The organism is Gordonibacter sp. An230, assembly GCF_002159915.1.
Lineage (GTDB): Bacteria > Actinomycetota > Coriobacteriia > Coriobacteriales > Eggerthellaceae > Rubneribacter.
Genome location: NZ_NFJP01000037.1, coordinates 1 through 25,187 on the forward strand (window position 1 = coordinate 1; position 25,187 = coordinate 25,187).

18 protein-coding genes are annotated in these 25,187 nt (G+C 64.1%); 7 read left to right on the forward strand and 11 right to left on the reverse strand.

All coding sequences use genetic code 11. From position 1 onward, the window contains the following. Window positions 1–238: 238 nt before the first annotated feature. Window positions 239–1,831 (forward strand): helix-turn-helix transcriptional regulator, encoded by a 1,593-nt coding sequence (locus B5F40_RS14350; protein WP_087194960.1) that lies wholly within the window; start codon window positions 239–241, stop codon window positions 1,829–1,831. A gap of 614 nt (window positions 1,832–2,445) precedes the next feature. Here B5F40_RS14350 and B5F40_RS14355 read toward each other — a convergent pair. Beyond that, the gene (locus tag B5F40_RS14355) at window positions 2,446–4,179 is read right to left on the reverse strand and encodes an FAD-dependent oxidoreductase (RefSeq protein WP_087194961.1); all 1,734 of its coding nucleotides are present in this window, start codon (window positions 4,177–4,179) and stop codon (window positions 2,446–2,448) included. A gap of 703 nt (window positions 4,180–4,882) precedes the next feature. Here B5F40_RS14355 and B5F40_RS14360 point away from each other — a divergent pair. Both B5F40_RS14360 and B5F40_RS16760 read left to right on the forward strand, forming a co-directional pair. Further along, window positions 4,883–6,238, forward strand: a complete 1,356-nt coding sequence (locus tag B5F40_RS14360) for an L-cysteine desulfidase family protein (protein ID WP_087194962.1) — start codon at window positions 4,883–4,885, stop codon at window positions 6,236–6,238. Window positions 6,239–6,555: 317 nt separating this feature from the next. After that, window positions 6,556–6,963, forward strand: coding sequence for an alpha/beta fold hydrolase (locus B5F40_RS16760; RefSeq protein ID WP_239443078.1), 408 nt, complete (start codon window positions 6,556–6,558; stop codon window positions 6,961–6,963). 570 nt (window positions 6,964–7,533) lie between these two features. Here the strand turns inward: B5F40_RS16760 and B5F40_RS16985 are convergent. Next, window positions 7,534–8,577, reverse strand: coding sequence for a helix-turn-helix transcriptional regulator (locus B5F40_RS16985; RefSeq protein WP_446718602.1), 1,044 nt, complete (start codon window positions 8,575–8,577; stop codon window positions 7,534–7,536). Between B5F40_RS16985 and B5F40_RS16345 the strand changes: the two genes are divergently transcribed. After that, window positions 8,537–8,857 carry a hypothetical protein gene (locus B5F40_RS16345; protein ID WP_162611001.1) on the forward strand — a complete coding sequence of 107 codons (321 nt, stop codon included), beginning with the start codon at window positions 8,537–8,539 and terminating at the stop codon, window positions 8,855–8,857. The two genes, B5F40_RS16985 and B5F40_RS16345, sit on opposite strands and share 41 nt — an antisense overlap. A gap of 281 nt (window positions 8,858–9,138) precedes the next feature. Here the strand turns inward: B5F40_RS16345 and B5F40_RS14375 are convergent, their stop codons facing one another. From B5F40_RS14375 to B5F40_RS14385, 4 genes are all read right to left on the reverse strand, one after another. Beyond that, window positions 9,139–10,704 (reverse strand): FAD-dependent oxidoreductase, encoded by a 1,566-nt coding sequence (locus B5F40_RS14375; RefSeq protein ID WP_087194964.1) that lies wholly within the window; start codon window positions 10,702–10,704, stop codon window positions 9,139–9,141. A gap of 52 nt (window positions 10,705–10,756) precedes the next feature. Further along, entirely contained in the window at window positions 10,757–11,179 is a 423-nt protein-coding gene (locus B5F40_RS16065) for a hypothetical protein (protein ID WP_140396519.1), read from the reverse strand. A gap of 817 nt (window positions 11,180–11,996) precedes the next feature. Next, window positions 11,997–12,185: a hypothetical protein gene (locus tag B5F40_RS14380; protein WP_087194965.1), complete on the reverse strand. Its 189-nt coding sequence runs from the start codon at window positions 12,183–12,185 to the stop codon at window positions 11,997–11,999. 226 nt (window positions 12,186–12,411) lie between these two features. Further along, window positions 12,412–13,875, reverse strand: a complete 1,464-nt coding sequence (locus B5F40_RS14385) for a helix-turn-helix domain-containing protein (protein WP_087194966.1) — start codon at window positions 13,873–13,875, stop codon at window positions 12,412–12,414. A 267-nt stretch (window positions 13,876–14,142) separates the two neighbouring features. Here B5F40_RS14385 and B5F40_RS14390 point away from each other — a divergent pair, with 267 nt between their 5' ends. Then, complete coding sequence (locus B5F40_RS14390) at window positions 14,143–15,954, forward strand: FAD-dependent oxidoreductase (RefSeq protein WP_087194967.1); 1,812 nt, start codon at window positions 14,143–14,145, stop codon at window positions 15,952–15,954. A gap of 225 nt (window positions 15,955–16,179) precedes the next feature. On the opposite strand, the gene B5F40_RS14395 is transcribed toward B5F40_RS14390, so the two are convergent. The 5 genes from B5F40_RS14395 to B5F40_RS14415 all read right to left on the reverse strand — a co-directional run bounded on the left by B5F40_RS14395 (window position 16,180) and on the right by B5F40_RS14415 (window position 21,713). Beyond that, window positions 16,180–18,129 carry a UvrD-helicase domain-containing protein gene (locus B5F40_RS14395; protein ID WP_087194968.1) on the reverse strand — a complete coding sequence of 650 codons (1,950 nt, stop codon included), beginning with the start codon at window positions 18,127–18,129 and terminating at the stop codon, window positions 16,180–16,182. A 223-nt stretch (window positions 18,130–18,352) separates the two neighbouring features. Further along, window positions 18,353–19,372 carry a 4Fe-4S binding protein gene (locus tag B5F40_RS14400; RefSeq protein ID WP_087194969.1) on the reverse strand — a complete coding sequence of 340 codons (1,020 nt, stop codon included), beginning with the start codon at window positions 19,370–19,372 and terminating at the stop codon, window positions 18,353–18,355. Window positions 19,373–19,381: 9 nt separating this feature from the next. Beyond that, window positions 19,382–20,065: a 4Fe-4S dicluster domain-containing protein gene (locus B5F40_RS14405; RefSeq protein ID WP_087194970.1), complete on the reverse strand. Its 684-nt coding sequence runs from the start codon at window positions 20,063–20,065 to the stop codon at window positions 19,382–19,384. Window positions 20,066–20,124: 59 nt separating this feature from the next. After that, the gene (locus B5F40_RS14410) at window positions 20,125–20,847 is read right to left on the reverse strand and encodes a TorD/DmsD family molecular chaperone (protein WP_087194971.1); all 723 of its coding nucleotides are present in this window, start codon (window positions 20,845–20,847) and stop codon (window positions 20,125–20,127) included. After that, on the reverse strand, window positions 20,844–21,713 hold the full coding sequence (locus B5F40_RS14415) for a hypothetical protein (protein WP_087194972.1): 870 nt from the start codon (window positions 21,711–21,713) through the stop codon (window positions 20,844–20,846). Before B5F40_RS14415 ends, B5F40_RS14410 begins: the two co-directional genes overlap by 4 nt. A 342-nt stretch (window positions 21,714–22,055) precedes the next feature. On the opposite strand from B5F40_RS14415, the gene B5F40_RS14420 reads away from it, so the two are divergent. Both B5F40_RS14420 and B5F40_RS14425 read left to right on the forward strand, forming a co-directional pair. Beyond that, window positions 22,056–22,775, forward strand: coding sequence for a hypothetical protein (locus B5F40_RS14420; RefSeq protein ID WP_087194973.1), 720 nt, complete (start codon window positions 22,056–22,058; stop codon window positions 22,773–22,775). A 38-nt stretch (window positions 22,776–22,813) separates the two neighbouring features. Next, window positions 22,814–23,998: a 4Fe-4S dicluster domain-containing protein gene (locus B5F40_RS14425; RefSeq protein ID WP_087194974.1), complete on the forward strand. Its 1,185-nt coding sequence runs from the start codon at window positions 22,814–22,816 to the stop codon at window positions 23,996–23,998. Window positions 23,999–25,187 lie beyond the last annotated feature (1,189 nt).

Sequence of the window (25,187 nt, forward strand, 5' to 3'; positions counted from 1 at the left end):
CCAGAAGCTCGATGACCTCTTTCAGCTGCGCGGCGGCCAGCTACGGCACGGCCGACGCGCCCGCCGCGCAGCTGAAAGAGGTCATCGAGCTTCTGGCGGCGGCGAGGGCTTCAAGTTGGAGATGAAACTCGTGGCGCGCAAGCCCGCCCCCCCCGGGGCGGGGCGGCGCTTTTTGCCATATGGGTCGGTGTGTGGTACAAAGGCGGGATGTGACTGGCGGTGAAGGGAGACGGGGCGCATGGCAGAAAGCGCGCAAGGACGGCGCGAGCGGTCGCTCGTGGAGGCGGTCGAGCGGTTCGCGCCGCTGCGGCGCTTGGGCTGGGCGTTCCTTTTGGCCTGGGTGTTCTGCGTGTTCTACACCAATGCGGTGAGCGGCTACACCGGAGCGGAGGCCTCGTCGCTGGCGGGCGGCGGCGCGGGCTGGGACCTGTTCTTCACGGGGCTGCCCGTGTCCATGTCGGTGGTCATGCTCGTGCTCATCGTAGTGATGGAGAAGCGCTTGGGCTCGCCCACTCAGCATGCGGCGCTGTTCTGGATCGCGCCGCTGGCCACGGCGGTCTCAACGCCGCTTCTGTTCTGCGAGCTGCCCGACTTCGGCGCCACGGCGGCGCTGTTCGTGGTGGGCGCGGTGCTCACGGGATTCGGCAGCGGCTTCATGTGGGTGATGTGGGGCGAGTACTACGCGAAGGTCACGCAGGAGGAAGTGGAGTTTTTGGCGCCCGCGTCGGCGGTGGCGGCCGCCGTGCTCGTGCTGATGGTCTCGGCGATGCAGGGCTGGATGGCGCTCGTGGTGGTGACGGCGTTTCCTCTGATGTCGGGCTTGTGCCTGCTGCTATCGTGGCGCGATGCGCAGGCGCGCGACGCCACTGCCGAGTATCGTGGCGCCGCCGAGCAGCGCGCGTTCGCCGAGGCGCACGACAGCGCTCGCAAGGGGCTGCCGCGCGTGCTGAAGTCGATGGGGCGCGCCGGGTTCGGCATCCTCGCGGCATGCCTGTTCGTGTGCGTGGAGGGATCGTTCTGGTCGGAGGCGTCGGGGCGCGACGCGACAGCCTCCCAGGTGACGCTCGTTATGAGTATCGTGTTCATGCTGATGGTAGGCTTGTCGGCTACGGCTGGGCCGCGCCGTGTGTCGCTGTCGTTCCTGTACCGGTGGATGTGCCCGGCGCTCGTGGTGGGTTTTGCGGCGTTCATCGTGCTGGGGGAGAGCGCCGGCGCGTACGTCGCCTACGTGGTGGCCATTGCCGCGCGCTTCGCGTTCTGCCTGATCACGCAGATGTACTTCGCACGTTATGCCGTGCAGGGGGCGGCCACTCCTGTGCAATCGTACGGTTTGGGATGGATCTTCGTGCATCTCGGTGATCTGCTGGGCGTGGTGGCGCTCGTGCTGGTCGAGCCCGGTGTGGCGGAGGGGGCCTTTTCGCTCGAGCAGGTGGCTGCCGTGTCCATTACGCTGCTGGTGAGCGCGACCATGTTCGTGCTCAGCGATGGCCGTGCGTTTGCGTTCGGCGCGGCGGGCAATGAGGATGTCGCACTGCGCGATGCCAGGTCAAAGCGGGAGACGATGGAATCGGATGATGGAAGCGTTGACGAGGCGCCCTCCGGTGCCGACGACACCGACGAGCTGACCGCACGCATCCTCGAGCTCGCCCGCCGCGGCGGCCTCACCCCGCGCGAGACCGAGGTGTTCGACCTGCTGGCGCGCGGGCGCTCCATCCCCTATGTGCGCGACGCCCTCGTCATCTCGCGCGAGACGGCCGCCACCCATGCCAAGCACGTGTACGCCAAGCTCGACGTGCACACCCGCCAAGAGCTCATCGATTTGGTGCATTAAAGGGGCGCTTAGAGCAGCGTCGTTTTAGGTTGCTTGCGGTCGGCCGCTTTTTCCGGGGGGGGGTGCTTGAGGATTGCTCGCCGGACGAATTGCTCTTCCCCGATTTCTGCTCGTTTCGGCGCAAAGTCGAGACCGATGCGGGCACGGACTCGCCAGATTTCGGATCGGGATTCGTGCGACCGGGCGAGATTAGGCCGCCTCGTTGGACTCGAGCGCCTTCCAAATGTCGGCGGGGTTTTGCGCGGCGGGTTGGAGCGGCCTTTGCCGACTCCGGTTTGACGGTGGATCATTCGTTGCGTGGACAAAACTCACGGTTTCTCTACCCTCGAATCAAAATAATCAATTATGCGTTCCTTTCATCAGGCATTATGAGAAGCCTGCTGTTGGGACCCTGTTTTCCGGGCAAAATCTGGAGATAGTTCGCCTTTTGTCCATGCTGTTTCCAGTTATATAAAGATTTGAAAGATTGGGAAGGGAAGCTTCGCAGGCAGACGCCCTGCCCCTCTCGAGGAAGGGCAGGCGCGCGGGTTGGCGCGGGCGAGCCTGGCCCTTAGCATAGTTATGCCGAGGGCCAGGCTTTCAAAAGGCAGGACGTGAGAGTTGGCGCTACGCGCTTACGCGACGCCCAAAGCGTGCTTGGCTGCGATGCGGGCGAACGTGGCGGTACGGCCCGCGTTGATGCCCGTGAAGTTGCTCGGATAGTTGTGCGGGTAGAATCCGCCCTGATCGTTTCCGCATACGTAGAGGCCTTCGATTACGCTGCCATCGGTGCGCAGCGGCTGCGAGTTCACGTTGGTGATCACGCCGTGGGTGGTCACGAGCAAAGCTCCGGCGATGCGCGCTGCATAGAAAGGCGGCTCGTCGACGGCGCTCAAGCGGTAGGCCGGCTTGCCGAAATCGGTGTCTTCGCCGGCGGCCACCAGCTCGTTGTAGCGCTCGACATTCGCCTTGAACGTGGCGGTTCGATCTGCGTCGAAGCCCATGGCCTCGGCCAGCTCGTCGAGGGTGTCGCACTTCTTAAGCGCGCCGCTCTCGATCTGCGGGGCAAGCCAGAACGAATCGAGGTGCTCTTTGCTCATGGCCTCGCAGTCGTACACATCGGCGTTGAACGCGGTGCCTGACGGTGCGGGGAACAGGCGGGAGCAACCGCACGTGTCGAACCTCTCGATATCCTCCCAATAGCTGCCGTCCCAAACGATCCAAGAGTAGTGGCCGGGTTGGTTCGCGCCGGCGGCATAGCTCATGGGATAGCACTGGTCTTCGTTCATGAAGCGCTCTCCGTTCGCGTTCACATGGAGGAACGGTTGGCTGCCGGGTAGGAAGATCTCGCCGCCTGCGCGTTCATCCGTGAACTCGAAGCCGTCGGGAAGGATGGCGCGGTTCCAGATCATGCATGCGCCGCCAGCTTCGAGCTCGGCGCCCGCCCATAGCGCCATGCGGATCCCGTCGCCCGTTTCGGTTGTTGCGCTGGTGAGACCGCACCACTTCGAATTGCCGGGGCACAGGTCGTTGAGCATCTCGGTGTTGGCACCGTAGCCGCCAGTGCAGATGATCACGCCGTTTTTGGCGTTCACTTGGATAGTTCCCCTGTCGTCGGATTCGGCGATGACGCCGGTGACCGTGCCGGACTCGTCCTGCACGAGCTGCTGGGCGGGCGTCATGAACAGGATCTCGCCGCCGAGCTCTTGGAACACCTCGTGCATGACCTCGAGATGCATGTACGCTCCGTAATTGGGGCCGTCGGGGTTGTACTCGTTCAGGCAGGGGTTGTAGCACATGGCGGGGTAGTAGGCGTGTTCGTCGTCGGGCTTGTGCCACTCAAATGGGAACAGCATGCCTTTGGGCTCGAGCGTTTCCTTCATCCATTCGATCATTTCGCCGGATTTCTCGGCCCAGGTCTTGTACATGAGCATGTTGGCATCGCCGGCTTGCGTCTGGTTCGCGTGGTTGAGCAACGTGGGGACGTCCTCGCGATGGTCGGGCTCGAGTGCCGAGTTGAGCGCGCCGATGGCTTCGCGCGCCATGGCGATCGCACCGCCCTTCTCGAGCACGATGACCTTCGCACCGTTCTGGGCGGCCGTCGTGGCGGCAACGAGGCCGCCGTTGCCGGCCCCTACCACCACGAGGTCGGCTTCGAGCGTTTCGGCGATGTCGGTGGGCATCTCGGGCTTGTCGCGCCAGCTTGATTGCGTGGTGGCGTTCTGCTTGCCCGTCTTGCCGCCCTCGGACGCAGTCTGCGGCGCGCATCCTGCGAGCGCTCCGGCTGCGGCAAGCGCACCTGTGGCGGTGATCCCCGCCAAGAAATTTCGGCGGCTGATGGCGTTTCCGCCGACGATGTTCTCTCCCATGGTTCCTCCTTCGCTGTGCGGCCGCGCACGACTCATCGGCGCGGTCAGTCCGCATGCGCTCCCTCCGCGCAACTTTGACGGACGTTTCTCATCATAGGGCTACGATGCGGCGCGTGCATCGCGCGGAACCGGGTATACTGCCTGCGTTCAGGCAAAACGCCGAAGATACCCGAAAGTGGGGGAGGCGTGCGGGCACGCGGTGGCTGGGGGATCGCGATTGTGCGGAGGGCTGCGGATGCGGAGAGGGGCGTGTTGCCGCGCGGACGTTGGGTTTCCGGACGCGCAGCGGAAGCGCAGGCGGCTGCCGGAAGCGCAAAGCGGGCCGCGGTGCGGCGATCTTCTCTCGCGAGAGCGTTTTCGACTTGGAAAGGCACAATGCCGTGCCGCGTTTTCGAGAGGTCGGACTGCGTTGTCGGTCCGATCCCGCGTTTGTGGCTCCTTTCGCATTCGGATACTTCTTGGGCCGTGCGCTCGAAGCCCGGAGCTTCCTCGCGAGGCCGGACGGCGCGACCGCTCGCTCGCGGTCGCCCCTCGTTGCTCGCGTGCTGGACTTCCTCGCGAGGTCGGGCAGCGACGAGACGAACGGGCCCGTGTTTTCTGCGCTGTCCCCTTACCGTCTCTCGTGTCTGTCAGCTGCGCGTGGTGGACGAAGGATGCTATCATGATGCCTCATGAGGAGGGTGAGGAGAAAGGACGGGCTAGCATGGAGCGAACGGACGAACGGTACGGGCGCTATGTGTCCATCCTCGAAGAGGAACTGGTGGCGGCGATGGGATGCACGGAGCCCATCGCCATCGCGCTGGCGGCGGCGCGGGCGCGCGAGCTGCTGGGCGCCGAACCCGCCCGCGTGCAGGTGGCGGCCAGCGGCAGCATCATCAAGAACGCGAAGAGCGTGGTGGTGCCCCACACGGGCGGCCTCAAGGGCATCGAGGCCGCGGCGGTGGCCGGCATCGTGGCGGGGGAGGCCGACCGCAGTCTGGAAGTGATTGCCGACGTGTCGCCGGCCGACGTGGGGAAGATCGTCGCCTACCTGGAAGGCACGCCCATCGCGGTTGAGCGCGCGGACTCGGACCTCGACTTCGACATCGTCGTGCAGGTGTTCGCGGAGGATGCCGAGGGGGCGGGGGCCGCGGCGGAGGGCGCCGTCGTGCGCCCCGGCGCGGCGGATGCGGGCGCCCCGGCGCGCAGCGCGCTCGTGCGCATCGCCGACTTCCACACGAACATCGTGCGCGAGGAGCGCGACGGCGAGGTGCTGCGCGACGCCGCTCCTGCCTCCGAGGGCGGCGAGGCCGAGGGCATGACCGACCGCGGCGTGCTCTCGATGGCCGGCATCTGGGACTTCGCCATGACGGTGGACCTGGACGACGTGCGCGGGCTGCTGGAGCGGCAGGTCGCCTGCAACGCGGCGGTTGCCGACGAGGGGCTGGCCGGCGATTGGGGCGCGAACATCGGCAGCGTCATGCTGGGCGCTTACGGCGACGACGTGAAAGTGCGCGCCTGCGCCTGCGCCGCCGCGGCGTCGGACGCGCGCATGAGCGGCTGCGAGCTGCCGGTGGTCATCAACTCGGGCAGCGGCAACCAGGGCATCGCCGTGTCGGTGCCGCTCATCGTGTACGCGCGCGAGCTGGGGTCGAGCGACGAGCAGCTCTACCGGGCGCTCGTGCTCTCGAACCTGGTGGCCATCCACCAGAAGACGGGCATCGGGCGCCTGTCAGCCTTTTGCGGCGCGGTGTGCGCGGGCGCGGCGGCGGGCGCGGGCATCGCGTACCTGGATGGCGGCGGCTACAAGGAGGCCTGCCACGCCGTGGTGAACGCGCTCTCCATCGTGGCCGGCATGGTGTGCGACGGCGCGAAGCCCTCGTGCGCCGGCAAGATAGCCTTCTCGGTGAACGCCGGCATCCTCGGTTACGTGATGTACCGCGACGGCCAGCAGTTCTACGGCGGCGACGGCATCGTGAAGAAGGGCGTGGAGAACACCATCGACTCCATCGCCCGCCTCGGCCGCGACGGCATGCGCGCCACCAACGATGAGATCATCAGGATCATGCTGGGAGCGTAGAGGGCTTTTTCGAAATAGTGCATCTTCACTCTTGTCGGGTGTGGGTCGCTTTGCCTTGCGAAGGAGGGGGGAGATGCGGGGAGGGGCTGGTTGCGCCGATGCGCAGGAAGGCGGTTTCTCCTCCGCCGCCTTTCGCTCGCATCGAGCCCTTAATCACAGACGCAAGTGGGGGAAGAGGGCTTTGTGCGCGCGGAGTCTTTCGGGCTCGCGCGTCCGGATCCTGATGTGCGTCGGTGGGCGCGAGCATATAATCGGACACGGTCGTTCTTTTGCTTTAGACGCGGTTCGAAGGGCGGGAGGTTGCGGCAACGGCGAAGATGACATCGGGATACGTGGACTATGTAGGGTTCAAAACTTACTACGAGATCTACGGCGAGCGTACGCTTGGGAAGAAGCCGCTGCTCATTTTGCGCGATGGTCCCGGTGATACGCACAACTACCTCCAAAATTACCGCGACATGGCCGATCTTTACGGTCGCCAGATTGTCTTCTACGATCAGATCGGCTGCGGGGCGTCGAAGATCCCGCATCAGGAAGACGATTTCTATACGTACGACTTGTGGATCGACGAGTTTTACACGGTGCGCGAGGCGCTCGACCTCGATGATATTCACCTGTTCGGAAACTCATGGGGCGGCATGCTGGCCATGATGTGCATGATCAAAAACGACGCAGGTGTGAACTCGATGGTGGTGAACGGATCGCCTGTGAACATCGCCACCTAGCTTTCCGAAGCGAATCGCTTGATCGGATATTTGCTGATCGACATGCAGAGGGCCATTGCCGAGGCTGAGCGCACGGGTGATTACGAGACGCCCGCGGCGAAGGCTGCTTACAGCGAGTATTATCGTCGCCACGTGGTGGGATGCGACCCGTGGCCCGATTACGTCCAACTGGCGATGAGCCCAGAAATGGTGGGCGAGTGCTACTACGTCATGCAGGGCGCAAGCGAGTTCGTGGTGACCGACAAGATGAAGGACTTCGGTATCCGCGCCGATCTGCACAAGATCAGGGTGCCCACGCTCATGCTGTCCGGCACGAACGACGAGGCGACGCTGCTTGTGGCGAAGGAGGGTTACGATCTCATTTCCGGCTGCGAGTGGACGCTCGTGCAGGGTGCGCTCATATCGGCAATGCCACTCATACAGAAGAATACTTGGAGGCTGTGGAGAGCTTCATCTCTCGGTTTGACGAAGGGCGTGGCAGGGTGGTCGACTGACGAATCGAGCGGTCGTTCTGCCACGATGTACGCACGGGGAGGGGCGTTGGCGCCCCTCCTGCGGTGCGGCGGGCGTTTACGGCATGCGAGAAGCGATAGTGTCGATCTTGTCCAAGAGATCTTGCTGAGCGTGCACATCGAGCTTTCGGTAAATGCTCTTGATGTGTGTTTTCGCCGTGTCGGGTGCTATGCACAGCGTTTTCGCCACGTAAGGTGCGTTTCTTCCGCGTGCGAGAATGGAAAGCACCTCTTGTTCTCGCGGGGAGAGTCCTCCTCGCTTTGACAACTCGGCGCATGCGAGGGGCACGTTGTCGTTCGTTTCGAGCGTTTCCTCGTCTGCCACGAGCCATTGGCGAAGGGGTGATCGAGAGCTGCCGAACAGCAAAAGAGCTGCGGCGAAAAACGCAAGGACGAGCGCAAGCGGTACGATCATGCCGCCATTGCGCAGCGGGCTTGCATCGAACCCGCTTGCGACCAAGATGCCTGCCAACTGGGAGGCTTGCATAGCCAAATAGCCGATCGTATAGATGTAGACGATCGGCATGCCGGTTCTGTAAGCAAGGTCCCCCCAGTACACGACCATGAAAAAGTAGAAGAGGGAAAATCCTACGCTGCTTGCGAAAAATGACAGTTGTCGTGATGTCGTTTGTGACATGATGAGCAAAAGCCCGGCAACCACAAGTACGAGAGACGTGGAGTAGATCTGCGCGGCGGTGATGCGCCTGCCGAGCATGAACGAGAACGCAAACGTTGCGATGCCTGCGACGAGGCTTGCGTGTGTGCCGATCGCTCCGATCCAATCCGCGCTCCCGTATCCTTCTCCAAGTTGCGTCACGACCATTTTGGATGCTCCGTACGAAAACCCCACGAGAACGGGTAGGACGAGCAAAGACGCGGAGAAGCGCACTGCGCGCAGGGCGTGTCTCGGCTTTTCGGGGGCTTCGGAGAGTTTGCGCGCTCCGTGGAAGGCGAGAGGGGCGAGCGGAATCGCACAGAAGAGGAGCAAGATACAGAGTCCGACGGTGCCGATATCGCAAGCGAGTAGAACCAGCGTGCTCGATGAGATAAGGGAGTATCCCATGGAAGCGAGCCCGGCGCGCAGCGTCATGCGTGAATACATTTCTCCCCACGCGATCTTCAGCAGGCCGATGGCGATGCCGCCCGCGCTTGCGCCTGCGCCATGGAGGATGGCACTGTGCGTGAGCGTCCCAGTGGCGATGAGGGCAGATCCCATGATTGCCAGCGATTCGGCGATCCCTAGGTACAAGCGGGAGTCGATGGTTTTTGCAAGGCGTCGCGACATCGCAAGTGCGATGGAGAGCCCAACCACGCAAGCGATCAGCGTGATTCCATTCGCGCCACCCAAAGCGGCGGGTAGTGCGCGCATCCCGTCGTTTTGAAGCGAAAGCATTCCAGCTAAGCAAGACCATGCCCATATGCAGGCAAAACTGGTCCAACGCTGCCATCCGAGAAAGAGCTCGCGTTGCGCGGTTTCGATCCAAGATCGGCTAGTTCCCAGCTCCGTCGGTTCCATAGGGTCCCCTTCCCTTTGCCCTCCGTTTGACGTTGCGAGTAGGATACCGCAAACGTATTTGCGTGCAGGGACGATCTCGCTGGTACGGCCGAAGCTCCCGCACGCTTAGGAGGGGCGGCCCCTCCTAAGCGTGGATGGCGATTGAGGCTACGCCCAAGCTTGGGCCGCTGCGGCGTTCTCGCCAGCGATGTGCCCGAGGACAAGGCCGCCGGTGAGCGAGGTGCCTGATCCGGGATAATAGGTTCCGTACCATCCCCCGGAATTCATGCCGCCTGCGTACAGATGCGGGATGACGTTCCCGTTGTTGTCTATGACTTCACAGTTCACGTTGATCTTAAGGCCTCCGAGGCTGCCCAGGTTAGCGGAGACGTTTTGATGCGCGTAGTAAGGGGGCTTGTCAAGTGGGATCAGCTGGGTGTTGCGATGGAATTCAATGTCCTCTCCGGTTTCGGCGATGAAGGCGTTCCATGTCTGGAGCGTGTCTGAGAGCAAGGTCGCTGGGACGTCGATTTTCTCGGCGAGCTCTTCAAGCGTGTCGGCTTTGATTAGATCTCCTTCGGATGCGGCGGCATCGGGGTCGGCCGCCCACGGGCCGACACCTTGCTCCACCATATTTTGGTCCATGATCATCCAGGTGGGCTTGTTGAACTGCATCTCGTTTTGGAAGATGGCCCGGTACTGGTATGCGTATGTGGCGTCTTCGCAAACAAAGCGGCGTCCGATGCCGTTCACCATGAGGCAGGGCATCTGGGCGCGGGTGTTGTCGGTTGCCTGACCGGTTGCCATGTCGTAGTCGATGGTTCCGCCGCAGGTGGAAAGCGCGGCGTTCACTTCGAGCCCCATGCGAATGCCGTCCCCTTGGGCGAGCTCAGAGATGTAGGACTTCTGCGTGGTGAGGTCCCAGTATTGTTGAGCGTTGAACGCGAGGGCGAGCTCTTCGTTACGATCCATGCCTCCAAGCGCAAGCACGACCCCCTTGAGGGCTTTCACGTTGATCGTTTTCTGTCCATCTTCGATCTGGACGCCCACCACGCCCTTTTCGGCATCGTATACGAGGTGTCGGGCTGTGCACTTGAAATTGAACTGTGCGCCAAGTCGTTCCGCTTCAGCGAACTCGGTGTCGGTGAGCACGCCACCTTGACCGCCTTCGCCGCCTCCCTCGTACACATGGATGCGGTCCGCATGCAATCCTTCGGTCACATAGGGGACATGGCAATTGCCGTACACGCGCTTCCAGACAAGCCCGATGCTTTCTAGCCAGTCGATAAGTTCGGGGGCTCGGAAGCATACTGCTGTGACGAGCTCCTCATCGGCGCGACCCTCGGCCTGTTCGATATAGCACTGCGCATGCTTTTCAGGCGTGTCGTCTTGAAAGTTGGTGAGTCGCTTTTGGGCGGTGGTGCCGGCGGCTTGGATGACGCCGCCGGAGAGCGCAGTTGTGCCCCCCGCTTTCGCATCGGCCTCGTACACGAGCACCGATGCTCCGGCTTTGGCTGCAGCGCATGCGGCGGAAAGCCCGGTTCCTCCTGCGCCGAGCACAACCACGTCGGCTTCAGCATCCCATGCTTCCGGCAGGGATCCGATTGAAGCCCGCTCATTGTTTTCTGCCGACGATGGCTCTTTTGGCGCGCATCCTGCGATCCCCATTCCTGCTAAAGCCCCTCCTGCGATAATCGACCCTTTGAGGAAGCTCCTCCGAGACAACTCTTCCATGACTCCTCCTTGCGATGGCGATATGCCGTATGCGGGTGGCATGCTTCGTGCCTCATGCGCGAAGCAGGGTCATTGTGCGCTTCATCGACGGATCTGGCATCGCCATGAGAGTGGGAAAATGCTGCTGGCGGCTACCCTTTTGAGGGTGAGGGACGATGGCTGGGCAGTCAGGGCATGCCTGGCCTGGTCGCGTCGGCTTGTCGCGTGCGAAAGGGATCCCCTTTTTCTGTTTCGCTCGCATGCCAACTCGACGTCTTGAAATGCACGTTGTCATGATGGGCTCGGTCGTTTCATGATTGTGCGGCGTTTGTTCTTCCGCTATTCTCGAACGCAGTGTTTGGGGAGCTGCTTCGCTTAGGTTGTTGAGCGCGTCGGGGATGATGTTTTCGGGCTTCTTCGGATCCTCGGCGAACAGGCGTCGGCCTTCGCGCGTGATTTCGCTGCGGTTGCGGGTGTCGTCGATGGATGTGCCCATAACTCACGACTGCTCTAGGGCAGCGACGGACGCGAAGTCGTGCATCAGTGCTAGGTCGTGTTTATTCCAATCGGGGAATAAATCGGCGAATAGTTCTTCAGATGGTTGCCGCAGGTGCCGATGGTGAGATTCAGGACAATCCGGTGCGCGAGCATTGCCTTGTTGCGAATGGGACGGGACGAACAGCGGCTCAAAACGTGGCTGGCGATTGTGATGTAGTCGCTGGTGAGATGGAGCTCGCATTTGTTGTGCGAGGGGAATCCGGCAGCTTGTCAGAAGCTTTCTTAACGCAGGCGGACGGGCGTGCTCTCACCATCGACGAGCATGCGGTCGAGCTGCCGAGTGGCAAGAAAGGGCTCTTTCCGGGGACGGCGAGGATCTGCGCGATGCCCGATCCGCGTCGCTTGCCGTCTCCATGCGTAAACGCTTGTTAACGACGGGGTGCGGGCGACTTTCGTTGGGAATCTTCGTTATGTGGGTCGACAGGGCGATACCAAGCGGTGCCAGCCAGTTGTCGCAAGGGTTGTTTTCTGCATGGCGTACTTTTATCTTTGTTTGCGCGTCGACAAGTGGGAGCCTGGCTTGCTCTGCTTCTGGGGTGGAGGTGCAAGTCTAGGCGGCAACGGTTCCTCGAACCATCTGCATGCGAAAGGCTCGTATACAGCGAAATCATCGAGGTTCGCGCCCGGAGTGTGGAGCGTAAACGTGCCGATGTATTCGCAGCTGAGTCTCGCAGGCATGCTGAGCCGTTCGGAAAGCGGTGCTCTCAGGTGATGCGAGATCTCCTGGTGCGTACGTCCCTCGGGGGACGATGCCCTTAAAGCCCCTTGAGTTCGTGCCATCGAAAGACCTGCTTCTTAGCGGAAGCGAAGCGACGGGGATCGGGGCGAACGTCCGCCAGGTACTGCTGATCGTGCGAGAGCGCCGCCTCTTGCCCCATGCGCTTGAGGGTGCCAGCGTTCTCGAATTCGCCGCTGAAGAAGCGGAAGACGTCGAGGGCGTTCATGCAAGCCCCTTTTGATCGCGGCAAGGTCGAGCCCGATGCCGTCCGCGATGCTGAGTGCTTGCCCGATGTCCACATCGTTTTTCCCTTGCCCCGGTTCGTTCACGAAGCGTACGCCGCACTGGTTGAATGCGGCTGCTGCCTGGCCTGAGCGCGGCCTCCTCTAATGGGAGAATGTCTACGAAATGGTGCAGAATTTTCCCGAACGGCACTAGCTCTTTTGTCAAAGCTACCTCTCGCCGCTCTCCCGCTCCAACAGATCGATCAACTCCTGCTGCGAATGCACCTCGGTTTTGCGGTAAATGCTCTTGACGTGGCTTTTCACCGTCTCGTCGCCGATGACCAGCTCCTCGCGGATGTAGGCGCGGTTGCGCCCCTTCGCCAGCAGGAAGAACACCTCGATCTCGCGCGGAGACAGGCGGCAGCGCCGCGCCAGGCGCGTGCCCGCCTTCTCGAAGTCGGATGCGGCGTCGGCCTCCTCCATGGGCTTCACGAACCCCCAGCCGGTGCTCGCCGATCCGCCTCCCATGGCGAACAGCGCGATGATGAGGATGACGAACACGATGCCGGCCGACAGCATGGCCAGCCCGAGGTCGCTGTGCACCACGGTGAGCGCGAGCGCGGCCGCCACCGATCCGACGAACTGCCCCAGCTGGATGCACAGCAGGCCCCAGCCCACCACCCAGCCGGTCGGCACGTCGCCGCGCGAGGCGAGCACGGGCCACAGCGCCCACAGCACGATGTAGAAGTACTGGTAGCCGAACTGGTGCACCGCGGTGCCGATGACGTTCCACGGCTCGTGCAGCGGCAGGAACAGGAACCCGGCCGCCATGAGCGGCAGCGCGATCTGGTACGTCAGGTGGTCGAAGTCCATCTTGTACACGCTCATCGTGACGAACACGGCAAGCGCGCCGCCCGCTATGGCGATGATGTTCAGCTGGTCGCGCACGCCGATCCAGTTGTCGCCCACCGGCGCGACGAGTCCCTTCATCGCGCCGAACGACACCCCGAAGAACACGGCGATGACCATCATGCGCACGGGCGGCTTCTCCTGCACGCGCACGTTGCGCAGCGCCCGCGGCGGTCGCGGGACGCTGCGTTTGAAATGGACGAAGCAGCCCATGCTGACGAGGGGAAGCAGCGCCACTGCGAGCTGTGCCGCATCGACGGGTAGCAGCCGCACGAGCAGGTACGCCGCCGCGGCTATGAGCAGCGAGGCCACGTTGTAGCGCACCGTGCGCTGCGACCCCAGCGAAGCCAGCAGCTCGGCCCACAGCACCACGACGATGCCGCTGCCGACGCCGGTCAGAAGCGATCCTGCGAGATAGACGGCCGACGCCCCGCCGCCCACCGCGACGAGCGCCGGGTGCGATACGGCCACGGTGCCCAGCGCGGTGAGCACGGCGGCCAGCGGCGGCAAGGCCTTCACGTCCGAAAGCGGGTTCCTCACATAGGAAAGCAGCAGCAAAAACGCGATGGTCACGACGTTCGCCAGAAGCGACGTCACCCATAGAGGCTCGAGCGCGATGCCCGCAAGCCCGGCCGAGGCGTCGGCGGTGGACGCGAAACTGAGCGAGGTTCCCTCGTCGTAGAACAGCGCGCTCCAGAACACGCACCAGATCCACGTCCAATGCGCCGCGAACCCCAACAAGTCGGGCGTGCGCCACAGCTCCTTGCGCAACGATGGTGTCATCCGCTTCCTCCCCTGCATGCGTCGAGCGTCCGAAACGCGCGTCGTGCGCGGATGGGCGCATCCCATGGCGATCCCCGTCGGAGATTATACGCGAGGACATCACCTTTTGCCGCCCCTTCTGAGCAAAACCATCCCCCGGCTAGGGGGAAATCCGAAGGGGAGGGGAAGTTCCCCCGGCTGACGGGATGATGGCCTGCGCGATTGGGCGTATGGTCGTTGCGGCGCGGCAGCAAGGGTCGCGAAGAGCGAACAACGGAGGAGGGGACCATGGAAGAGCAGAAGAAACAGGGTCTTTCGCGCAGAGCGTTTTTGGGTTTGGGCGGAACGGCGCTTGCGGGCGCGGCGGTTGCCGGGTTGGCGGGCTGCGCGCCGCGGAGCGCCGGCGAGGCGGGCACGGCGTCCTCGGCGGACGGCGCTGCGGGCGGGGCGCCCATGGCCGACAGCGGTGCGTCGGCTGGCCCCGACGTTGCGGGCCTGCACAGCTGGGAGATCGCTCCCGAGGCCATCCCGGCCGACAAGATCACGGGCACGGAAGAGTGCGACGTGTTGGTTGTTGGCGCGGGCCTCGGCGGTTGCTGCGCCACCATTGCAGCGCTCGAAGAGGGCGCGAAGGTCATCACCATCGACAAGAACCCCGAAACGGTGGTCGCGCGCGGCGTGCACATCGCCGGCTTCCATACCAAGGTCCAGCAGAAGCTGGCGGGCGAGGGCCTGGTGGAGGAGCCCGACTACAACAACGTGGTGCGCCGCTGGATCAACTGGGCGCAGGGCCGCGTGAAGGAGCCCCTGCTGTGGGAGTTCGCGCACAAGAGCGGCGCGTGCTTCGACTGGCTCTACGACCTGGCCACGAAGAAGGGCCTCGAGGCGCTTCTGTGGGACGGCTACTACAAGGGCCCCGACTACACCGAGTACCCGGTCACGCACATCTTCTACCAGGCCGATAAGTACGAGGAGACTGTGAACTTCACGTTCTACCAGGGCTCCGGCGTGGGCGACGTGTACGGCAACGCGGTGCTGGTGCCGGCGCTGTACGAAACCATCGCCGACATGGGCGGCGAGATCCGCTGGGAGACGAAGAGCGAGCAGCTCGTGCGCGAGGGCGACGGCCCCGTGACGGGCGCTGTCGTATCCACCGGCAAGGACGAGTACACGCAGATCAACGCCAAGTCGGTCATCATCGCATCCGGCGACTACGCGGCCGACAACGAGATGTTCCAGTACTACTCGCCCATGACGGCCTACGCCATGGACGGCCGTTTCTACAATCCGCCCGACTGCGACACCGGCGACATGCACAAGCAGGCCATCTGGGTCGGCGGCGCCATGCAGAAGTCCGAGCCGCACGCGGCGGTCATGCACCTGGACTTCGGCGCGGCCAGCTACGGCTTTTTGCACGTGAACTGGGAGGGCAAGCGCTTCAAGAACGAGGACGTGAACACCCAGTCCAAGAGCGTGACGAAGGCCCTCCAGACGAAGAAGGACGCCTGGACCATCTACGACTCCCATGGCCTGGAGCAGGTGAAGGCCCAGATGGACGCCGGTTTGGGCGGCGGCCTGCAGTGGGGCCAGCTCACCCAGCCCGTGGGCGGCGAGTACAACTTGGAGGCGCAGAAGAAGGTGCTGGAAGGCGAGCTGGAGAGCGGCCAGACGGTCGAGGCGGACACGCTCGAGGAGCTGGCTGAGAAGATGGGCGTGCCGCCCGAGAACCTCGTGGCCACGGTCGAGCGCTACAACGAGCTGTGCGATCTGGGCAAGGACCTCGACTTCGGCAAGCGCCCCGAGGTCATGGGCAAGGTGCAGGATCCGCCGTTTTACGCTGGCAAGCTGGTGGCGAGCTTGCTCACCATGTGCGGCGGTTTGCGTCAGAACGTCGACTGCCAGGTGCTCGACGCCGAGGACCAGCCCATCGAGGGCCTGTACGTGTGCGGCTCGGCCGCCGGCGAGTTCTTCGGCGCGGGCGACTATCCCACCTACGTGCCGGGCATCGGCCACGGCCGCTGCGTGACGTTCGGCCGCATCGCGGGCATCAACGCCGCCGGCGGCGATGCCGACGCGAAGATACCCAGCCTCGATATCTAGGCCGTTCCGTTCCGGACGTCGCTCCGGCAACTCCGGGCTTTCTCTGCGAGGCCGTCGTCCCCTCCCTTCCGGGGGCGGCGGCCCCTTTGCGGGGTCGGCAGGGCGGCGAAGGGTCGGGCGGACGGGCGGGGGGCGGGGCAAGCGCCCCGTCCCCCGCCCGTCTGACGATCATGCCCCGATGCCTTCCGAGCGGGGCGTCGATTCCGCCCTCTCGCCTCCTCGTTCTCACGCCTCGCCGACGATCGCGGACAGAAAGTCGCTCGGGGCGATGGAGCACGTGCGCACGCCGTCGCGCAACTTGATGCGGTCGATTTTGAGCTTGAGGGCTCCTGCGGACTCGAGGTCGATGGAAGAGAAGTGCGAAAGCGCGAGGGTGCGCTCGGCCTTTCCGACGAGCGCATAGACGCGCCGCGCGTCCACGGCGTGCATCTTCTTCTGCTTGTCGAGGGTTGTGACCGTGGTGTCGAAGTAGTCTCGGCAAGGGATGAACCCGTTCACGAATCCGACGATCACGAGCGTTTCAGGCGAGAGTCCGACGGTCAGATCGTACGGGACGACGGCGACGGCGCTCTCGTCGGCGAGGATGGGGGCGCACAGGCGCTCCCTCGCTCGGCGGACCATGGACGAGGCGTCGTTCGCGTTGTCGGATGTGCGGTCGTCTGCGAGGCAGAGCCGCGTCACGACGTCTGGCGCGGCAGTGGCGGCTCCATCGGTGACCAGGCGTGCGATCTCGTCAAGCAGCGCCCGCCCCTCCAGCTTCCCGCGTCTTTCGCGTTGCTCGATGCGGGAGATGAGGAAAAGGCCCGAGTGGTATGCGGAGACGACGCGTTGCGCTCCCACGATGCCCGCCGTCTGCGCGCGCCCTTCTCTTCCCGCATCGTCGTTCCGCGCGTTTTCGGCTTCGAAGCCGGCTGCCGTACGGGCGAGGGCGTCGGCAAGGGGGAGCCCTTGTCCGCGGAGGCTGGCGAACGCGCTGCTGTTCAACAGGTGATCGCCGAAACCGCACCAGCAGCGCCAGGCCGTGGCGTCATGCGAGTCGGCGACGAGGGCGAGGGCCGTCAGCATGCGCGCGGGCGCGCAGCGGGAAAGGTCGCGCACGTCGCCCTTCAAGGGCTGCCGAGTCGGCAACGCTTCGGCGCGCATCCCGCGCGCTTCGAGCGCGGCAACCATGTTGCGCGCCCATACATCGTTCGGCACCGCAACCGCCATGCGGGATGTCGATGCGCCTGCACGTGCCGCGTCTGCCAGGTAGGCGGCCGCGCGCGCGAACTCGTCAGCAGGGTCGTTGCTGGCCAGAACGTCGATTCTGCCTTCGCCGCTTGTGTCCGAAACGGCAAGCGCGCGACCTTCGAACGCGGGATCGGCCAGCATGTTCGCCGCAGCGCGGGCCGTCGCTTTGCTGCGAAGGCACGCGTCGAGTTGCACGAGGCTTGCATTCGGATGGCGGTCGGCGAACTCGTCGAGACCGGTTGCGTAGGGGTAGGAGTCGAACACCTGCACGCATGCGTCGGGATTTCCCGCTACGGCGATGGACGTGTCGGCGACCAGCTCGGCCAGCAGCTGAGAGGCGCGGTTGAGGCATTGGTGGTCGTCGACGACGACGTGCGCGAAAAGGTGCGCTGAGCGTGCGGCGTCGCATGAGCGAAGATAGTTGACGGCGAGGTTGGCGGCCTCGGGCTCTATGACGGCGCGCATGAAGCCCAGGCTCTCCTTGAGCAGGCCGTGGAGCTCGGTTTCCTCGCCGGGGAGGAGCCAATCGGGATCGTCGTCGGAAAGCTCGGTCCATGAGCGGTAGAAGAATTTGAGCATCTCGCGCAGGCGTTTCGGCCTGATACCGCTCACTTTCAAGTCTTCGACGAGAAACTTCTCCTCTACTGCGGTCAGCAGGCGGGGGTCGCGGCCCGTGAGGTTTCGCGCCTTTTCGTCCCCCAGCACTTCGAGCGCGAACGCGCGCGGGGTGGTGATGCGCACTTCGTCGGCGGCATCGCCGAGGCGCTCGCGCAGCCGCGCAGCGAATGCTCGAGCCGAAAGCGGCGTGGCGCAGAACGCGACGACGCTGCGCGGGCCGTCGGTCGAGGCGAGGCGGGAAGCTCTTTCAACGAGACGCTCGGTTTTCCCGGTGCCGACGCCGCCGACAATCCGGACGGCTTCGGGCGCGTTGGGTTCGTGTGCCATAAGGACGGTCCTTTCCGGTCGGGTGCTCGGAAGCGGGTGCGCGCCTGTGCGGAAGGCGACGCCTCCTGTTTTGGGGAGGGAGGGGAGGAGGTGCCGCCTCCCGGCGGAAGGCGGCTTGCCCCCAAGCCCTTGCCAAGCCGCCTTCCGCCGGGAGCCGCTCGGTCTCACGAGCGGGTGGATGCCCGCGGTCGCTGCAGCCGCGGCCGCGGGCAGGGGGAGGGGCCTACGGTTTCGCTGCTTCCGTTTCGGAGTCGACGGACGCAGCTGGGGATTCGGGCTTGCCGAGGCGTTTCTTTGGTAGGAGCGGCATGGTTATGGCGTTTGCGGGGCACGCGTCGACGCAAGCGCGGCACTTCGTGCATTCGCTCCATGACGCTTCGGACAGTTGGGGATGGCGCGGATCGATGCCCTCGTCGCACGCGCGTCCGCATAGGCCGCATGCTGCGCTCTTCGACGTTTCGAGGCATTTCGCGTTATCGATGGTGGGCACGAACGTCCGGTTCGCTTTGGCAACGAGGCTCATGAACGCCGAGAGCGGGCATAGCTTGTGACACCATTTCCTGAACGCGAGCACCTCGACGGCGAGCAGCGCCGGCACCACGATAAGCGACCAGGTGACGTCTCCGTGGGCGAACAGGTTGATGACCAGGAGAACGGTTGCGAAGGTCAATCCGATGGGGCACACGAGGCAGAACACCGGGAATCCGAACGCGAACGTTGAGACGAGCGCGCCGCCTAGCACGAAGTGCCGTGCGTCGAGGGCCGCGCCCCGCCTCTTGGCGCAGGAGGAGCATTGGGCGCCGCTCGTCCCGCAAGATGCGGAGAGCGCTTCGCGCTCGGCCGCGGTGAGGGGCTTTGCCGGGGCTTCGGGTTGCGCGTCGGCGTCGGGCCCCGCAGCGCCGTTTCCGTCGGCATCGGAGGTACGTGCGGCCTTCGCCTGCTTTTTCGAGAAGAGCCCGCGCAGCCTCTGCACGAGCGGCACGGGGCACATCCATCCGCAGAACGCCCGTGCGAACACGATGATGAGCAGCACCACGATCACGAGGGATATCACGGCGCGCGGCACCATCGTCTTCGAAGCCAGCATGGTGCCAAGCGCGCCGAGCGGGCAGAGGATCGAGATGTCCCAGACCCCCGGTGCCGACATGGTGCCTATGCCCAGGTTCGTGACGAACCCGATGGCGACGACGATGATGATGGCTGCGGCGACGAGGATGCGCAGCGTTTTCGAGTTCATCTTCATGCGTATTCCTTACCCTTCTGCTTCGTCGAGCGGATGCACGACGATCGCGCGCGCAGTCGCGCCTTCGGAGATCGATCCGTTCTGCAGCGACACGCACACGCTCTCGCACGCGCCGCATCCGTTGCATCTGTCCGTGAGGACCGCGGGGCGGTCGTTCTCGTCGAGCTGCATGGCGTCATAAGGGCAGGCATCGTAGCAGAACCGGCATCCGATCAGCTTGTACGCCAAGCACCAGTCGGTGTTGATGACGGCTTTGCCGATGATGGTGCCTTCGGCCGTGGCTCCGTCCGGCAGCTTCAAGGCCTCGGTGGGGCAGGCTTTCACGCACAAGGGTTGGCCGCCGTTCTCCTCTGTGCACCAATCGCACCAGTTTGAGGAGAAGTCGAACGTGGGCGTGCGCATGTTCAGCACGCCGCTTTCGATGTGCGCGGGGGCGATGACGTCGCGCGGGCAGATTTCGTAGCATTTCTCGCAGCGGATGCAGGCCGACACGAGGCGCTCCTCGTCTTGCCCGCCCGGCGGTCGGATGATCGACTGCGATCCGGCGTACTTGAGCCCGCCGAGCCCCAGCATCACCGCTGCGCCGCCCACGCCCAGGCAAAGCGTGCGCCGCGTCATGCCGATACGCGTTTTGCCCTCTGCGCGCTCCGCAGGGGCATCGGGCGAATCCGTGTGTGTCTCGTCGTTCTTCATTGCTCCTTCTTTCGCTTGCGCCTGGTCTTCGCGGCTTTTTCGACGTTGCCCCTCCTCTTCTATTCCTGTTCTGACAGAATGTCTTCGAGAAACGCCCTGTCGGCAGCCAGGAAGCCTTCCGTCAGGTACGCGAGGCCCCGATAGAGATCGGTGCCCGCGAACCGCTTCATGTCGGCGGTCATCATGGGGACCCAAGCGGCCAGATGGTCGTCGAGGAAATTCTTCTGTGTGGTGAGCAGCGCGATCGCCCCGTCTTCGTCGCCTCGTTCGAGCGCTTCTACTGTGCGGTTGGCGAGGATCTGCTCGAATTCCAGTTCGAGAGCGATATGGTCCTCGCCCTCCTTCCAGCTGTCTTGCTTGTCAAGGCCCTCGGCGCGGTAGATGGCAAGCACCTCGTCGCGCGCCTCCTGCATGAGCAGGCGCTTCTCGGAGGTGTAGACGCTTTCGAAGGGATAGGCGGCCGAAAATGCGTCGATGCCGTGTCCGATGAAGGTGCGCGCGTAATCGACGGCCAGGTCGGTGATGGAATTGGCCCAGACATTGCTCAGGTACTGCGCGATGAGGCGGTATCCTTCATCCACGTCTGCGCGGCCGGTGCGGGCGGGGAAGCGCATTGCGCGCAGCTCCTCAAGCAGGTCCTCGTCGACCTCGACGCGGTACAGCCGGGAAAGCAAGCCGTAAGTTCCAGCTCGCTGCCTGTTGAGTTGGGCGAGGTCTTCCATCGTCGCCTCGTCGGCGGTTTCTGCCGCCTCGGTAATTTCGGGGATGCGTGATTCGGTCATGCCTGCTCCTTCCCATCCGCGTCCTCGGAGGTTTCCGAACCTTTCGCGTGCTCGTCGACGACGTCGGCGAGCATCTCGAGGCCCGCCCGGCCCACTTCGGTTGCGACCCAGGCTTTCTGCCAGGAAAGCGCGTCGCACTTCTCGAGCTTGTCGACGAAATGGGGGGCGTAGAATCGCGGTTTCTGCACGAGGGGGTCGTTGTCGACGGCGGCGTTGATGTCGGGGGTCTTCGCGCCGCCCTCGGCTGAGCACAGCGTGAGGATGCGCTTGTAGATCACCTGGTAGGCGGCATCCCGATCAAGCAGTTCGCGCAGGCGCTCGAGGGGCTTGTCGGCCTCGAGCGCGGCGCGCCCGGCATCGGTGGCGAGCCAGCATATCTCGACGGGTTCGCCGGCTTCGAGGTACTCGACGCCGTCGACCACCACCGTGCGGGGCTCCGCCTCGACATCGTCGGCCGGCTGCCCGTCGGCGGTGACGCGCTCGAGCGCCCCCGCTTTCTCCAGCAAGGCGCACAGGTTGGCGGCGCTGTACACCGAGAAGTTGTTCTGCTGCAGTTCGTCGACAAGCGCGTTCACCTGCGCAACGGGGCGCGGCTCTGAGCATTGCGCCAAGACGGAGAGCATGATCTTGCGCTGCGGCGCCATGGATGCGAGCAGATCGTCGATGCGCTCCTCGGCCGGACGTTCGTCCGCGGGAACGGAGCGCTCGCCGCCCTCTTTCTCATGCGCGAGCGCTTCTTCTACGGAACTTGGCATGGCGGCAAGTCCGTCGGCCGCGCCTTCATCGTCGAAGTCGTCTGCCAGCGGGTCGAACTCGTCAAGCTCCTCGCCGGATGAAAGACTGAATTTCGTGGAATCGTGAGTCATGCTCCGCCCCCTCGTCGGACATCGTTTGCATTGTTGCGATGCGCACAGCATCGTGAACCCCACCCCTGAGGCTCTCGCTTTTGCAAACAACGTCCGCGACCCATGCCTCTTGCATGGCGGCGGACTCCCCGATTTCGCATGATAGGTGCGAGGGGCGAACCTGTCAAGCGCCTATCTTTCGTCGGCGTCGGTTGCAAGGCTCGGCAGGGGGGGGCTGCGCGGCCTGCAGGGCCGGCGGGTTTTCGGCGACGGCCGGAGGATGGGCTTTGTTGACAAGGAGCGGCGCTTGGACGATACTGCGCAGTGGGGTTTGGGGAGAACGAGTGGAGGAAGGGAACTTCTATGGCCGCTTCGGTTCGACCCTCATTGATTTTGCAGATGAATTTGGACGAGAGGGCGTGCTCCGACGAGGTGATCGCCGGAATCAAACGCTCGTATTCCTACGTCGCGCCGGCGATGGTGGTGACGCATGAGCCGGACGAGGGCCCGGCTCGCAACATCATGCGCTTCCGCATTCGCTTGCATAGGCCGTATTGGGACAAGAACGACCCGGCTGCCGAAGAGCTGTGGTCGGGGATGATGCCCACCTGGCTGCGCAACATGTTCTACAAGGTGTCCTCCACCATCGTGGCCGCTGCCAAAATGAGCCGCAGGCAGGGCGATCCCGTGCTCGAGTACGCATGGATCGAGCTGGAGTTCGGCGACAACGCGCTTGTCGCGGTGAAGACGGCCGACGACTCTTCCATTCCCGAAGAGGCGGTGGGCTGGATGGAGCGGGTGCGCGACCTTATGGGAGAGGGCGCGTTCGGCGACGAGCCGCCTGCCTGCGTGAGAATTCCCTCGCTCGCGTCGCTGGAGCGCCAGCGAGCTGCCGCCGCGGCCGAGCTCGAGGCTGCCGCCGCAGCGAAAGCCGATGCGGCCGAGGACGGCGATGCCGAGGCCGTCGATGCCGTCTCCGTTGCCGAGCCGAGGTTCGCCGTCGACTACACGGTGTGGGGCATCGAAGCTGCCGATGGCGGTGCGCGCGAGTTCGATTCCGGCGCGGCGGCGTTTCTTTCGTAGCGTCCGCTTGCGCAAGGCGCCTGGGAAAGGATGTGGACATGTCAGGGGTAACGAGCATCTTCGGACTTCTTGAAAAGCTGCAAAGCGCGGACATCGCCGTGCATCAGAACCGCTGCGCCGTCGTGCGCAATCGCAACGCCACATGCGCGAGGTGCGCGGACGCGTGCACTTCGGGATGCCTCTCCTACGAGGACAACGAGCTTGTCATCGAGCCGGATGCGTGCATAGGCTGCGGCACCTGCGCCACCGTATGCCCCACTTGCGCGCTCGAGGCGCTCAGGCCCAACGACGCCGAGCTTTTCCAGTCGTGCCTGAACGCGTGCGCCGAGGCCGACGGCGAGGTGATCATCGCATGCGAGCAGATCCTCGAGGCTGCGAAGGGCCGCTACGACCCTGAGAAGGTGGTGGGCGTGACGTGCCTGGGCCGCGTGGAGGAGAGCCTGCTGGTCTCGTTGGCCGCAGCGGATGCGCAGCATGTGAGCCTCGTGCGTGCGAAATGCGAGCAGTGCGAGCATGCCGTGGGCGTGGAGACGGCGCGGCTCGTGTGCGGCACGGCGAACACGCTACTGGAGACCTGGCATGCGGCGATGCGCGCCGACGTGGTGGAGAAGTTCCCGTCCGTCGCGCGTTTGGCGGGCGACAAAGGCTACGATGCGAGCAAGCGCGGGTTCTTCTCGGAGATGAGGCACGAGGCTAAAAACGCCGCTGCCGTGACGACGGACTTCGCGGTGAAGGAGGCGCTCGGCGTGCAAGAGCAGCCTGAGCCCAAGTACGTGAAGGTGATGAAAGACGGCACGCTGCCCCACTTCGTGCCCGGCCGACGCGAGAGGCTGCTCGAATCGCTGCGCGATCTGGGAGAGCCCGAGGATGTGATGATCGACACGCGCCTGTGGGGGCACGTGGTCATCGAGCAGGAGGAATGCACGTCGTGCCAGATGTGCGCGACGTTCTGCCCGACGGGGGCGATCTCCAAGTTCAAGGAGGCTGACGGCTCGTTCGGCGTGGAGCACAGCCCGAGCCTCTGCGTGAAGTGCCGCTGCTGCACCGACATCTGCCCGTCGGACGCGCTGTGGCTTTCAGACGAGGTGTTCGCGGTCGACCTGCAGAGCGGTGCGAAGGAGCGCTACGAGATGAAGCCCATGAAGAACCCTCCGGGCAATCCTCATCAGATATGGCACTCCATGCGCGACCTGCTAGGTTGCGACCAGGTGTACGAGCGGTAGGGCACGCGGCGGCGCCGCATGCGGGAAGAGCCCTTTCGCTTCCGACCTCCGCTTTCTGCGGCAAAGCTGGGGGGCGGTGCGCGGAAGTTGCTTGCCGCTCGTCTGTCGCAGTGGGGCAGTGACCGTCGAAACTGCCGGGTGCCTCTCATGCGGTCGCCTCTTGCCCGGGAGGTGGCGCCTTTCCTGGCTCGACTCGCTGGTCGGGCCGGATCGACGGGGCCATTCGGAGAGTTGGGATCGCTCTTTTTTGGGGCTTGTCCGCATATGATTTGACCGCGAGATCTGCGCTATGGCGCATCAGGCCGTGATCGTCGCGGCTTTGCGACGGGAATCGCACGAAGTGGCGCAGATCGCATCTTGTGCATAGATTTTTGCTGCTTTGGAAGGGAGCGAGGGATTTTGCGATCGAGGCAAACATGACCGAACTGGGAAAACGCTTTCGATAGAAAGCGGAAACGCACTTTAATCTATGCACAAAGCGACATCTCTGCCATTTCTTCCGCATGCCTGCGTTGCGCCGTCGTTGGCGCGGGCCGGTTCGGCTTGGCGCTCAAAATCTGTCGACGCTGCGGAGGACCCCTCCGCTCAACGAAGGGTTTTCTGCCTTGCAAGATCACAGGGGCTCAATTCAAAATCGAGCGGTCATGCTTTCGCGCCAATTCCGGCTTGGCTGGAAGTCGCGCGTTTCCCTGCCAAGCGGGGGTTGCCGATGGGCGCCGATACGCGACCGATGTTGGAATGCAGGGGGAGCTTTCGGCTGAGAGGCCAGTTTGGCCAGCTGGAGACAATCTCGCCTGTCCCGTGGCTCGAACTTCCGTTTTTTGAGGGTTTTCAGGCGGCGCGCTGTCGAAGGTCTCAAACGGCCTGCATGGCGGAACGTGCCAAACAACAACGTTGCCAGGATGTTGCCCGCGGTCGCTCCGAGGGCAATGCCGTGCGCTGCTGCGAAGCTGAGCTCCATGCCGAATTAGAAGAGGAGCAGGTCGGAGAGCGTCTCCAACAACGTGCCGCCCGCGCATACGAAAGACGCTCGCACGACGTCTGCGATTGCAACGGGGGCATCGGGAGCGCGGGGTGACCATGCCGAGGGCAGGCCAAAGGGGCTTGCCGTCCTGCCGATGGGCATGAGGGGGGAGGCTTGTCGTTGCGAACGCCTCACGCGAGGCGAGGATCGCGACGACGCAGCGAA